A 12,933-nucleotide genomic window follows, 5' to 3' on the forward strand; every position below is an offset into this window, starting at 1 on the left:
GGGAATTCGCTAGCGGCAGGCGCGGCATCATGCAAGTAGGGAACTCCAAATCTCGGGAGATGCGACCATGCGGGACTTTGCAGGCAAGACAGCCTTTGTAACCGGCGGAGCCGCAGGTATCGGGCTTGCGCTCGGCCGGGCGTTTGCTCAATCCGGCATGAAAGTGATGCTGGCCGATATCGAGGCGGATGCGCTGCAGGCTGCCGTCAAAAGCCTGCAGGAAATCTCCCCCGACATAAGCGGCACCATCTGCGATGTGGCCGACGCCGCCAGCGTCGAGCGCGCAGCCCAGGCCGCATTCGACGCCTTTGGGAAAGTGCATGTCGTCTGCAACAATGCCGGCGTCGCTGCCGGCGGCGGTATCGACCACATCTCGCTGGATAATTGGCGCTGGGTGATCGACGTCAACCTGATGGGCGTGCTTCACGGCATCAAAAGTTTTCTGCCACACATCCGCGCCCACGGCGAAGGCGGCCATATCGTCAACACGGCTTCGATGGCGGGCATGCAGGGCGGCTTGGGATTCAGTCCCTATGGGGCGAGCAAATTTGCCGTCGTCAGCATGTCGGAGGGTCTTAACCTGCAGCTCAAGCCGCACGGCATTGGCGTCAGCGTGCTGTGTCCAAGCTATGTGCGCACCCGCATCGGCGAGAGCGGACGCAACCGGCCCGAGCGCTATGGCCAGTCGCTGCCGCTCGATCCTGCAAGCCCGGCGGCTGCGATGGTGGCCGCAATCGCGGAAAATATTCAGGCCGGGCTCGATCCCGCGTTCGTCGCCGCGCGCGTGCTGGCCGCCATTCGGGAAGATCAGCTCTATATCTTCACCCATCAGGGCATGCGGGCCGAAGTGGAGGGGCGCTTTGCCGCCATTCTGGCCGCGATGGACACGGTTCCGGCCCCATAATTGGGGCCGCGCGGGGCCTGTTCCCGTCTCCAAAACGACGCTAGACATGCGCCCGCGGATCGGGCGGATTCTGGGAGCATCGACCACGTGGATATGGACGGACTGAAGCGGCAGGCGGCGGCGCAGGCGCTGGAGCAGGTGCAGGACGGCATGAAGCTCGGGCTTGGCACCGGCTCGACCGCCAAGCATTTTGTCGACCTGCTCGGCCAGAGGGTTGCTGGCGGGTTGCGCGTGGTCGGCGTGCCGACCTCGGAAGCGACCCGGGCCCAGGCCGAAGCCTGCAAAATTCCGCTGACCACGCTCGATGAAGTCGACCGGCTCGATCTCACCATCGACGGCGCCGACGAGCTCGATCCCGCGCTCAACCTGATCAAGGGCGGCGGCGGCGCGCTGCTGCGGGAGAAGATCGTGGCGGCGGCCTCCGATCGCATGATCGTGATTGCCGACGAAACCAAGTGGGTCGATGTTCTCGGCCGTTTCCCCCTACCTGTAGAGGTGATTCCGTTCGGGCTGGCCGCAACCCAGCGGGCCATCGCCGCTGCATTTGCCCAAAGCGGCGTTTCCGGGCAAATGGGGCTCCGCAAGGGCAGGGACGGCCACGTTTTTGTCACCGATGGCGGCCACTGGATTGTCGATGCCCATCTCGGGCGCATCGCCGATGCGCCGCGTCTGGCGGGCCTGTTGAGCCTGATCCCGGGTGTCGTCGAACACGGGTTGTTCATTGGCCTGGCCAGCACCGCCGTCCTGGCAGGTGCCCAGGGAATTCGCGTAGTTGAGCGGCGGTAACGCCGGTAATCGAGGAGAACTGGAATGAAGAGCCTTTCACGGATTTTGTCGGCGGCCGGCCTTGCAGTGGGTCTGGCCCTGACCGGCGCTCCGGCCGGCGCGCAGCAGAAGAACGCGCCCGCAGCGCCCGCGGCCGTGCCACTCAAGCCCGGTTCACCGGCGGCGATCGCCGCCGCCAAGGAAATCCTGACGATGAAGAACGCGGCGGCGATGTACGCCAATGCCGTTCCCAATCTCGTCGAGCAGACCAAGAACGTGCTGCTGCAGAGCAATCTGAACTATCAGAAGGATCTCAACGAGGTCGCCATCATCGTTGCCAAGAATCTCGCCGGCCGCGAAAAGGAAATCGGCGAAGGCATGGCACAGGTTTACGCCAACGAGTTCACCGAGCAGGAATTGAAGGACCTCGTGACCTTCTACAAGTCGCCGCTCGGCCAGAAGCTGCTGTCGAGCGAACCCCGCGCCATCCAGTTCAGCATGGCCTACATGAACCAGTGGGCGCAGCAATTTGCCGAAACCATCAACGGCCAGTTCCGCGCCGAGATGAAGAAGCGCGGCAAGGATATTTGATCCTCGTTCGGGTCACCTCGCCCCGCTTGCGGGGAGAGGTCGGCGCGTAGCGCCGGGTGAGGGGGTACAGGTCTATCGATGGACCACGCCAGCCGACAAAGCCCCTCACCCCAACCCTCTCCCCGCAAGAGCGGGGCGAGGGAGAATAGACAAGGGGTTGATATGGCTGAGTTCGACGTCGATCTATTTGTCATCGGCGGTGGTTCGGGCGGCGTTCGCGCCGCCCGCATCGCAGCCCTCCACGGCGCCAGGGTCATGGTCGCCGAAGAATACCGGATGGGCGGCACCTGCGTGATCCGCGGCTGCGTGCCGAAAAAGCTGTTCGTGATGGGTTCGCACGTCCGCCACGAGATCGCGGACGCCGCCGGTTTCGGCTGGACCATATCGGACGTCTCCTTCGACTGGCCCACCCTCGTCGCCAACAAGGACAAGGAGATCGCCCGGCTCGAAGGCATCTACGCCGCCAATGTCGAGAAATCAGGTGCGCGTATCGCAAAGACCCGCGCGGTGCTGGAAGACGCCCACACGCTGCGGCTGATGACCGGCGAAAAGATCACCGCGAAATACATCCTGATCGCGACCGGTGGCGCGCCCAACCACGGCCGCGAAATCCCCGGCATCGAGCACGTCATCTCCTCCAACGAGGCCTTTCATCTCACCGAGCTGCCGAAGCGCATCGTGATCCAGGGCGGCGGCTATATCGCGCTGGAATTCGCCGGCATCTTCGCCGGCTATGGCTCCGACGTCACCGTGATCTACCGCGGCGACAACATTTTGCGCGGCTTTGATGAGGACGTCCGCAAGCACGTGCGCGCCGAGATGGAGAAGCAGGGGATTACCGTCATCACCGGCTGCACCATCGACAAGGTCGAGAAGCACGGCAACGAATTCACCACCCACCTCTCGAGCGGATCGAGCATCGCCTCGGAAAAGGTGATGTTCGCAATCGGGCGGCACCCGAACGTCGCCAATCTCGGGCTCGAGAAGGCCGGCGTCGCCATCAACCCGAAAAATGGCGGCATCGCCGTCGATGGCTGGTCGAAGACCTCGGTCGACAACATCTATGCGATCGGCGACGTCACCCATCGCATCAACCTGACGCCGGTGGCGATCCGCGAGGGTCATGCTTTCGCCGACACCGTATTTGGCAAGCGCCCAGTGCAGGTCGATCACGCCACCATCCCGACGGCGGTGTTCTCGCAGCCCGAGGTCGGCACGGTGGGCCTGACCGAAGCCGAGGCCCGCGCGGAATTCAGTCACGTCGATATCTACAAGGCCGATTTCCGCCCGATCAAGGCGACGATGTCCGGCCGCGACACCCGCGTGCTGATGAAGCTCGTGGTCGACGGCACCACGGACCGTGTGCTCGGCTGTCACATCGTCGGCGATACCGCGGCCGAAATCGTCCAGGCGGTCGCGATCGCCGTGAAGATGAAAGCGACCAAGGCCGATTTTGACGCGACCATCGCGCTGCATCCGACGGCGGCGGAAGAGCTGGTGACGATGCGGACGCCGACGGCACGCCACGTGCGCCAGGCGGCGGAGTAGGCCTCGCTTCGGCGGCAGGCGCGTACCCGCCTTGTCCCGTTCGGTCGCGCCGCACCACGCACTGCGGCGCTCATGCGGGCTACTCGCTTGAAACAAATCGTGCCCAGGGGCGTTGATGGGCATGTCCAAAGCTGGATCACCATCTGCCGGGCCGATGCGAACGCAACCGTTGATGCGCGATTCCATCCAGCCGACCCAGCCTCTTATGCCGTCGGCGAGCAGGGAAACGAAGGCGCAAGACCGTCCGTCGCGAGCAAGCCCGTCAAAAGCGGCACAACTTGACGCGGCAAAAGCGAAAATTTCTCGTCGAAATTCGCTCCGGAAGCAGCGCGCCGCATTGAAGAACCAGGGCTGACGCCGGCTTTCAATTTCGCGAGTCGGTCTCGCGGTCGAAATTGCGAAGATATGACAGCCCGTGGACCGTCAGCCGGTGCGGGTCCCTTTCACCTTCAAGATAGATCTTCATCAGGTGCTTCGAGAGGCGCTCCCTCGTACCTTTGACGGCGGAACGATCGGCAAGTGTTTCGTAGATGCTTAGCGCGCGGTCAACGGGAAGGTTCATGGACGTATCTCGCCGGCTGATTGAAGTGTTCAGATAGCTAAGGCTGGCTCTCCCTGATTGTTCCGATATTAAAGCTCAGAGCTGCGCTACAATTTTGAGCGTGGGGCCGAGCAGGCGTGAGCTTGTGCGTTCAAGGCATAGGGCCGATCCGGCCATGTGCACGTCACGGTATTGGCCCTCTACAGACTACCGATAGCCGTCGCGCTCTGCTACTAACGATGTAACCCAGCCTTCAAGAACGGAGTTACCCGAGCAATGATCGAAACAATCGGTATCGTCGGTGCGGGCACGATGGGCAACGGTATTGCGCAGGTGTGCGCCGCCGCTGGCCTTCCCGTGATCATGACCGACATCTCGGATGCCGCGCTCACGCGGGGCATCTCTGTCGTCTCGAACAGCCTGGAGCGGCTGGTCAACAAGCAGAAGATGACCGATGCCGACCGGCAGGCCGCGCTGGCGCGGATCACGACAAGCACGGACACGGCAAAGTTTTCCAGTTGCGATCTCGTGATCGAGGCCGCGACCGAGAACGAGGATTTGAAGGTCAAGATACTGAAGGACCTCTGCACGAAAGTGCGGCCGCAGGCGCTGCTCGCCACCAACACGTCCTCGATCTCGATCACCAAGCTCGCCGCTGCGACAGACCGTCCGGATCGCCTTATCGGCATGCACTTCTTTAACCCGGTGCCGCTGATGGCGCTGTTGGAATTGATACGCGGCCTGCAGACGTCGGACGACACTCATGCCAAGGCGGAAGCCTTTGCAAAGCGGGTCGGCAAGGTGGCGATCACCGCGAAGAACAGCCCGGGCTTTGCGGTCAACCGTATCCTGTGTCCAATGATCAACGAGGCGATCTTCGCGCTTCAGGAGGGTATTGCGACGGCGGAAGACCTCGACGCCGGCATGAAGCTCGGCTGCAACCACCCGATCGGTCCGCTCGCGCTCGCCGACATGATCGGTCTCGACACCATGCTGTCGGTGATGGAAGTCTTCTACCAGGGCTTCAACGACCCAAAATATCGCCCCGCGCCGCTGCTGAAGGAGATGGTCGCTGCCGGCCATCTCGGCCGCAAGACCGGGCAGGGGTTTTACAGCTACGGCAAGTCCGCGTAGCGGAGCCGCCGGCAGGCAGGGGGACGGGTGATGCGTATTGCGGTTGTCGGCGCCGGCGGCGTCGGGGGTGGTTTCGGCGCGGCGCTGGCCAAGGCTGGCGCCGACGTCACGTTTATCGCGCGCGGCGCGCATCTTGCCGCCATGAAACGCGACGGATTGAAAGTTCAAAGCCCGCGCGGCGACACCCATCTGGTGCCGACAAAGGCGACCGACAATCCCGCCGAGATCGGGGTGGTCGATATCGTGTTGTTCTGCGTCAAACTGTGGGACGTCGAAAGCGCGGGCGGGGCCATCAAGCCGTTGATCGGCCCCGGCACTGCCGTCATCCCGCTGCAGAACGGCATCGACGCGGCCGAACGGCTGGTCCCGATCTTGGGGAACAGCGCCGTCACGGGCGGCGTCGCGCAGATTAGCGCGTCGATCATCGCGCCTGCCGTGATCCAGCAGATCGGCACCTTCATGCGCATGATCTTCGGCGAACTCGACGGCAAGCGCAGCAAGCGGGGCGAGGATTTTCTCGCGCTCTGCCAGAAGGCCGGCTTCGACGCGACCTTGAGCGACCGGATCGTCACCGAACTTTGGATGAAGTTCATTCTGCTCGCCACCAATGCCGGCATCACCGCGGCGACGCGGCGCCCGATCGGTGAGTTGAGGGATGATCCCGACATTCGTCCGGTCATGACGGCCGCCGTGCGGGAAGTATTCGAGGTCGGCAAGGCAAAGGGCGTGGCGCTGCCGACCGACGCGGTCGACAAGATTTTCGATTTCATCGGCCATGCGCCGCCGGCCATGAAGGCGTCGATGGCGCTCGATCTCGAGCGCGGCAACCGCCTCGAACTGCCCTGGCTCAACGGCAAGGTCGTGGAGCTCGGGCGGCAGCTTGGCGTGGCAACGCCGACACATGGCATGATGTATGCGATGCTGAAGCCCTATGTCATGGGTAAGCCGGCCTAAAGCGTTGTCGAGCGCAGCATGCCCTCGGACTCGATCCGTGGGTGGATACTGGTTCGCATGGCATCGAGTTTACGCCGGTTGCGTGGACCTATCTGCGCAGAAAACGTGTCAAAGCATTAATCCAGAGCGTCGGTTCTGATTCAATCAGAACCGAAGCTCTGGACGCCGTCTGCCTGCGTCCACTTTGCATCGCGGTATTCTTCCGCCCTGTGCGCCACATGGCTGGAAACAGACAAGGGTATATTCCATCAAGGATTGTAAATCCTAGCCTATGCTAGTAGCGTGAGAGCAGCGCGATCCAGCGACCTGAAGTCGTTTGACCGTCGCGCAATTTGATTGGAAAAAATTTCGGCCGCGATCCGCAATGGGATCCGCCGCCGGAGGGGCGTTTCTTGCCGTCAAGCAATTAGCTGACGCCGTCAACGGCAGGGAAACGTAGTCGCTGGATTTGTCACTGGTTCGACCCGTCGCTCAATCGGGATCGATGGGCCCTTTGCAGTCGTGAGGAGAGTATAATGGCGAAATCTGACCTAACACGCGCCGCAATTCCGCAATCGTTGACCGAGGCCAAAGCGTCCGCCGTCGCCGCATTCTTGTCGACGGAATCCATACCGGAATTGTCGGCGCTTGCTGCACGCTCCGACCCAAAACACAATGTTGTCGGCGTCGGACTGGGACACAAGATGGTGCGGGGCAAGCCGACCAAGGAATTATGCGTCCGATTCTACGTGGAAAAGAAGCTCCCGAAGGCGGCGCTTTCGCGGCAGCATCTTCTGCCCGATACCGTCAAGGGCGTCCCGACCGACGTGATCCAGAGCGGCATCTTCCGGGCATTTGCCGCCGTTCCAAAGGAGCGTACCCGCATTCGGCCGGCGCGCCCAGGCTGCTCAGTCGGCTTTGCCTTTACCGGCGCCCAGGCGGGCACGGTGATGGCGGGTACGTTCGGTGCCGTTGTCGAGGCCGGGGGCAAGCGTTTCATCCTGAGCAACAATCACGTGCTTGCAAACGAGAACACGCTGCCGGTCGGTTCGACCATTTTCCAGCCCGGTCTGCTGGACAAGAATTCACCGGCTTCGGATGCAATTGCAAAACTGACCCGGTTCATCGCGCTTTCGGTCAATGGTCCGAACAAGGTCGATTGCGCCATCGCGGAGATTGCCGACGGTCAGGTGAGCGCGACCGTGATGCCCAAAGTGGGGAAACTGAAATCGAACCAGCCGCTGCCGGCAGCCATGTCCATGAAAGTGATGAAGACCGGGCGAACCACCGGATTTACCACCGGCACCATCAACGATCTCAGCGCGGACGTGAAGGTAAGATATGATCTGGGCTCATTGACGTTCTCGGACCAGATCATCATCGTCGGTGGCGCCAAGCCGTTCTCGGACTCCGGCGATTCCGGCTCCCTGATCGTGGAACAAACGAGCAAACGCGCCGTTGGACTGTTGTTCGCCGGATCGGATCAGTTCACGATCGCCAATCATATCGAGGATGTCCTCGGCCAACTCCAGGTGAGCCTCGTTGCCTGACAAGAACGCCCCACCATCCGACCTGACCGACGTCAAAAAACGTGTCTCCGACCGGCTGATGCCGCTCGACTATATCAGCGGCGTCGGTACGGGCGGTTCAGGCCTGAAAGTATATCTGAGCCGCGCGCTTGCCCCGGACGAAAAGCATCATGTCAAGTCTATCTGTGATGCCGAGGCGGCGGGGAAAACGGTCGAATTCGTCAAGTCGGGTGAGTTCAAGGCGCAGTGATCGCAGGCGGGTCTCGAACTAGCCGCGGACGGGGCGAGGTCACTGGCGCGGTCACAGGACGAGAGCGAATTACTCTCCCGCCTCGATCCATTCCGCCGCCCCGCGCCACAGCGTGTCGCGATGTTCGGGCCGGAAGAATCCCATGTGGCCGATCCTGCTCGCGCCGGTATCGGCGGGCGTCACCGTGATGATCTCGGGCTTGATCGAGGTAAATCCCGAGCAGAGCAGTTCGACCGCGGGCCGCGTCGCCCAGGGATCGTCGGACATACAGAGCGCGAGCAACGCGCCATTGTATTTCGGAAAGTTCTGCAGGGATTCGAGCCTGACGTCGTCGAACAGATAGCGCGGGCTCATCACCCAGCCAGCCCATTGCAGGAATGCGTCCTTCGGCAGATCCATGCCGAGGCCGGCCTTGCCCGGCATGTAGCCAAGCGCGCGGGTGAGGGGGAGGCCTACAAAATTCAGCATCGCGTAGACGCGATAGCGCTCCGGCGAGGCCATCAGTTTCCAGTAGCCGGCCTGAGCGGCAATGAACAGCGCGCGCGAAATCTCCGAATTGTTCGGCAACAGGCCGAGCGCCTGGCCGCCGAACGAATGTCCGACATAGGCGAAGGGGAGCGCGTGATAGCGCTCGCGCATCCAGGCGACCGCAGCCGCAATATCCTGTGCGGCCCAGTCCGACATCGAGGCCTTGAAGCCGACCAGCGATTTCGGCTGGTTGTAGCCGGTCATCGCCTGCTGCCTGCTGTCGCCGGTGCCGCGGTAGTCGTAGGTCAACACGGCGCAGCCGCGCTTGGCGAGATAGCCGGCAAAGCCGCGGTAGAGTTTGCGGGGGACGGCGGTCGCCGAATTGATCAGGACGGCGTGGCGCTTGGCCCCGCGGGGCAGAAACAGCGTCGCGGCAAGGGGGTATCCATCCGTCGCGGGCACCGTGATGTCGTCGCTGAATACGTCGTCCAACCCCGGCTCGGCCACCGTGTTCTCCTGCCAGCTTTGCGAGCGGCAACAGCAAAAGCGAAATCGGCTTTTGCCGCAAGGGCTTGTCAGGACTACCGGAAATCTAACTGGCGGTCGGCCAAAGGCCTGTGTATAAGGCGGCCTTCACAATCGCTTGTAAGTTGCGGTTTTTGCTCAGGAGTTAACGTCATGTCCGAGCGGTGGACGCCCGATAGCTGGCGCACCAGGCCGGTGCTGCAGGTCCCAGATTATCCCGATGCCAAGGCATTGGCCGATGTCGAGGCGCAGCTCGCTACGTTTCCGCCGCTGGTGTTTGCCGGCGAAGCCCGCAACCTGAAGAAAGCGCTGGCACGCGTCGCCGCGGGCGAAGCTTTCCTGCTGCAGGGCGGCGATTGTGCCGAGAGCTTTGCCGAGCATGGCGCCAACAACATCCGCGATTTCTTCCGCGTGCTGCTGCAGATGGCCGTCGTCCTGACCTACGCCGGCGCGCTGCCGGTAGTGAAGGTCGGCCGCATCGCCGGACAGTTTGCAAAACCGCGCTCGTCGAACACCGAAAAGATCAACGGCGTCGAGCTGCCGAGCTATCGTGGCGACATCATCAACGACATCGCCTTCACGCCGGAAGCGCGCATCCCCGATCCGCAGCGCCAGTTGATGGCCTACCGGCAATCGGCGGCGACGCTCAATCTGCTGCGCGCGTTCGCGACCGGCGGCTTTGCCAATCTCGGCAGCGTGCATCAGTGGATGCTCGGCTTCCTCAAGGATTCCCCGCAGTCGCGCCGGTACAAGGAGCTGGCGGACCGTATCTCGGACGCGCTGAATTTCATGCGCGCCTGCGGCCTTGATCTGGAAAGCCATCCCGAACTGCGCGCCACCGATTTCTACACCAGCCACGAAGCGCTGCTTTTGGGTTACGAACAGGCCTTCACCCGGGTCGATTCCACGACCGGCGACTGGTACGCGACCTCCGGCCACATGATCTGGATCGGCGACCGCACCCGCCAGCTCGACCACGGCCATGTCGAATATTTCCGCGGCATCAAGAACCCGATCGGCTTGAAATGCGGCCCCTCGCTGAAGCCGGATGAGTTGCTGAAGCTGATCGACATCCTCAACCCCGATAACGAGCCCGGACGCCTGACGCTGATCAACCGCTTCGGCTCCGAAAAGGTCGGCGATCATCTCGCGCCGCTGATCCGCGCCGTGCAGCGGGAAGGGCGCGTCGTGGTCTGGTCCTGCGATCCCATGCACGGCAACACCATCACCTCGACCTCGGGCTACAAGACGCGTCCGTTCGACCGCGTGCTGTCGGAGGTGAAGTCGTTCTTCGCCATCCACGCGGCGGAGGGCACCCATGCCGGCGGCGTGCATCTCGAAATGACCGGGCAGGACGTCACCGAATGCATCGGCGGCGCCCGCGCCATCACCGACGAGGACCTCAACGACCGCTATCACACGGTCTGCGATCCCCGCCTCAATGCCGAGCAATCCATCGACATGGCTTTCCTGATCGCCGAACTGCTGAAGCAGGAACGCGCCGGCAAGGAAAAGCCGATGCCGGCCGCAGCGGGACTTTGACTTGCTGCGACTTTGGCGGGCCACCATCAACACGCGTAACGGTCTCGCCTTTGCGATCCGCTCGGAGCAGGCCGTCCGCGAGGAACTGTTCGCGCTGGCCCTTTCGGTGCCGCTGGCCTGGCTGGTCGGCGCGAGCGTGATGCGCCGGGTTGAACTGGTCGCGGCGGTGGCGTTTGTGCTGGTGGTCGAGATCCTCAATACCGCGATCGAGAAGCTGGCCGACCGGCTCACCACCGACCACGATCCGCAGATCGGGCGGGTCAAGGACATGGGTTCCGCGGCGGTCGGCGTCGCGCTGCTGATGTCCGGGGCGTTCTGGCTGTTTGCCATCGCCGAACGCATAGGCGCGTTCTAAAGCAGACGATTGCAGTTTGTTCTTGTGCAGGGCACCATTGCTCTATGACCGAACCCAAGTTCACAATTTCGCTCGCCCAGCTAAACCCGACCGTGGGCGACGTCACGGGCAACGCCGCCAAGGCGCGCGTTGCGCGCGACAAGGCCAAGGCCGACGGCGCCGATCTCGTGGTGCTGCCGGAATTGTTCATCTGCGGCTACCCGCCGGAAGATCTGGTGCTCAAGCCGGCCTTCCAGGCCGCCTGCCGCGCCGCCATCGAAGAACTGGCGCGCGAAACCAAGGACGGCGGCCCCGCGATGCTGATCGGCACGCCCTGGGTCGAGGACGGCAAGCTCTACAATGCCTGCGCGCTGCTCGACGAGGGCCGCATCGCCGCGCTTCGCTTCAAGGCGAATCTTCCGAATTACGGCGTGTTCGACGAAAAGCGCCTGTTCGCTCGCGGCCCCGCCACGGGGCCCGTTACCGTCCGCGGCATCCGGGTCGGCGTTCCCATCTGCGAGGACATCTGGCTCGAAGAGTCCGAGGAATACGAAAACATCGTCGAATGTCTTGCCGAGACCGGCGCGGAAATTCTTGTCGTGCCGAACGGCTCGCCCTACGCGCGCGACAAGAACGATCTGCGGCTGTCGATCGCGGTCGCCCGTGTCACCGAGAGCGGTCTGCCGCTGGTCTATCTCAACCAGATCGGCGGGCAGGATGAGCTGGTGTTCGACGGCGCGTCGTTTGCGCTCAACGCCGATCTTTCCGTCGCGGCGCAATTGCCCGCGTTCGAGGAGAGCATCGTCACGCTGAATTGGACCAAGGGCACTGACGGCTGGCGCTGTTCCGGGCCGGTGGTCCCGCTCGTCGAGGGTGACAAGGGCGATTACGCGGCCTGTGTGCTCGGTCTGCGCGACTACGTCCGCAAGAACGGATTCCCCGGCGTATTGCTCGGCGTCTCCGGCGGCATCGATTCGGCGCTGTGCTCGGCGATCGCGGTCGATGCGCTCGGCGCCGGCCAGGTTCGCGGCGTGATGCTGCCGTTTCGATTTACCGCGCAGGTATCGCTCGACGATGCCGCCAAGCTCGCGAACGCGCTCGGCTTTTCCTACGAAGTGTTGCCGATTGCGGATGCCGTCAACGGCTTCGAAAAAATCCTTTCCGCTCCCTTCGCCGGCCTGCCACGCGACATCACCGAGGAAAACCTGCAGGCGCGCACCCGCGGCACGTTGCTGATGGCGCTTTCGAACAAGACCGGCGCGATGGTGGTCACGACCGGGAACAAGTCGGAAATGTCGGTCGGCTACGCCACGATCTATGGCGACATGAACGGCGGCTTCAATCCGATCAAGGACATCTACAAGACCGAAGTGTTTCGTCTGTCGAGCCTGCGCAACGAATGGAAGCCGGACGGCGCGCTCGGGCCGTCGGGCGAGGTCATCCCGGTCAACATCATCACCCGGCCGCCGACGGCAGAGTTGCGCGAGAACCAGACCGACCAGGATTCGCTGCCGCCCTACGAGGTGCTCGATGGCATTCTCGAACGGCTGGTGGAGCGCGAGGAGCCGCTGGCCGCGATCATCGCGGCCGGCTTCCCGGCTGACGTGGTGACGCGGATCGACCGGCTGCTCAACGTCGCTGAATACAAGCGGCGGCAGGCAGCACCCGGCGTCAAGGTGACGGAAAAGAATTTTGGCCGCGACCGCCGCTATCCCATCACCAACCGTTTTCGCGACAATGGCAAGGCGTTGCCCGCGCCCGACGAGAAGCTGGTCGCCCGCGCCGGCCGCGCCTCGGCGGATGCGTTCGAGGGGTAGAGCGTTTTCGAGCAAAGCATGCCCTCGGACTTGATCCGGGGGTGGGGGCCGG

Annotated in this window: 13 protein-coding genes; 11 read left to right on the forward strand and 2 right to left on the reverse strand. The window is 63.0% G+C overall.

Annotated features, from left to right (window positions below):
• The first annotated feature begins 67 nt into the window (after window positions 1-67).
• From V1283_RS12330 to gor, 4 genes are all read left to right on the forward strand, one after another.
• The gene (locus tag V1283_RS12330) at window positions 68-904 is read left to right on the forward strand and encodes an SDR family NAD(P)-dependent oxidoreductase (protein WP_334386760.1); all 837 of its coding nucleotides are present in this window, start codon (window positions 68-70) and stop codon (window positions 902-904) included.
• An 87-nt stretch (window positions 905-991) separates the two neighbouring features.
• Window positions 992-1,690 (forward strand): ribose-5-phosphate isomerase RpiA, encoded by a 699-nt coding sequence (gene rpiA / locus V1283_RS12335; protein WP_334386761.1) that lies wholly within the window; start codon window positions 992-994, stop codon window positions 1,688-1,690.
• A 24-nt stretch (window positions 1,691-1,714) separates the two neighbouring features.
• On the forward strand, window positions 1,715-2,260 hold the full coding sequence (locus V1283_RS12340) for a DUF2059 domain-containing protein (protein ID WP_334386762.1): 546 nt from the start codon (window positions 1,715-1,717) through the stop codon (window positions 2,258-2,260).
• 162 nt (window positions 2,261-2,422) lie between these two features.
• On the forward strand, window positions 2,423-3,808 hold the full coding sequence (gor, locus tag V1283_RS12345; protein ID WP_334386763.1) for a glutathione-disulfide reductase: 1,386 nt from the start codon (window positions 2,423-2,425) through the stop codon (window positions 3,806-3,808).
• A gap of 364 nt (window positions 3,809-4,172) precedes the next feature.
• On the opposite strand, the gene V1283_RS12350 is transcribed toward gor, so the two are convergent.
• Complete coding sequence (locus V1283_RS12350) at window positions 4,173-4,370, reverse strand: hypothetical protein (protein WP_334386764.1); 198 nt, start codon at window positions 4,368-4,370, stop codon at window positions 4,173-4,175.
• 255 nt (window positions 4,371-4,625) lie between these two features.
• Here V1283_RS12350 and V1283_RS12355 point away from each other — a divergent pair, with 255 nt between their 5' ends.
• The 4 genes from V1283_RS12355 (at window position 4,626) to V1283_RS12370 (ending at window position 8,195) form a co-directional block, all read left to right on the forward strand.
• Window positions 4,626-5,483: a 3-hydroxybutyryl-CoA dehydrogenase gene (locus V1283_RS12355; protein ID WP_334386765.1), complete on the forward strand. Its 858-nt coding sequence runs from the start codon at window positions 4,626-4,628 to the stop codon at window positions 5,481-5,483.
• Window positions 5,484-5,513: 30 nt separating this feature from the next.
• On the forward strand, window positions 5,514-6,437 hold the full coding sequence (locus tag V1283_RS12360; RefSeq protein ID WP_334386766.1) for a 2-dehydropantoate 2-reductase: 924 nt from the start codon (window positions 5,514-5,516) through the stop codon (window positions 6,435-6,437).
• 515 nt (window positions 6,438-6,952) lie between these two features.
• On the forward strand, window positions 6,953-7,966 hold the full coding sequence (locus V1283_RS12365; RefSeq protein ID WP_334386767.1) for a hypothetical protein: 1,014 nt from the start codon (window positions 6,953-6,955) through the stop codon (window positions 7,964-7,966).
• Complete coding sequence (locus V1283_RS12370) at window positions 7,959-8,195, forward strand: hypothetical protein (RefSeq protein ID WP_334386768.1); 237 nt, start codon at window positions 7,959-7,961, stop codon at window positions 8,193-8,195. Before V1283_RS12365 ends, V1283_RS12370 begins: the two co-directional genes overlap by 8 nt.
• A gap of 69 nt (window positions 8,196-8,264) precedes the next feature.
• Here V1283_RS12370 and V1283_RS12375 read toward each other — a convergent pair whose 3' ends face one another.
• Window positions 8,265-9,170, reverse strand: coding sequence for an alpha/beta hydrolase family protein (locus V1283_RS12375; protein WP_334386769.1), 906 nt, complete (start codon window positions 9,168-9,170; stop codon window positions 8,265-8,267).
• Window positions 9,171-9,341: 171 nt separating this feature from the next.
• On the opposite strand from V1283_RS12375, the gene V1283_RS12380 reads away from it, so the two are divergent.
• Genes V1283_RS12380 through V1283_RS12390 form a run of 3 tightly spaced genes read left to right on the forward strand, consistent with a single transcriptional unit; the run spans window position 9,342 to window position 12,881 of the window.
• Window positions 9,342-10,730, forward strand: coding sequence for a class II 3-deoxy-7-phosphoheptulonate synthase (locus tag V1283_RS12380; RefSeq protein ID WP_334386770.1), 1,389 nt, complete (start codon window positions 9,342-9,344; stop codon window positions 10,728-10,730).
• Between the two features lies 1 nt (window position 10,731).
• The gene (locus V1283_RS12385) at window positions 10,732-11,085 is read left to right on the forward strand and encodes a diacylglycerol kinase (protein ID WP_212207353.1); all 354 of its coding nucleotides are present in this window, start codon (window positions 10,732-10,734) and stop codon (window positions 11,083-11,085) included.
• A gap of 44 nt (window positions 11,086-11,129) precedes the next feature.
• A complete protein-coding gene (locus V1283_RS12390; protein WP_334386771.1) occupies window positions 11,130-12,881 on the forward strand; it encodes an NAD+ synthase in 1,752 nt (583 codons plus the stop codon).
• Window positions 12,882-12,933: the final 52 nt, after the last annotated feature.

The sequence above is a fragment of the Bradyrhizobium sp. AZCC 2262 genome (assembly GCF_036924535.1).
Classification (GTDB): domain Bacteria; phylum Pseudomonadota; class Alphaproteobacteria; order Rhizobiales; family Xanthobacteraceae; genus Bradyrhizobium.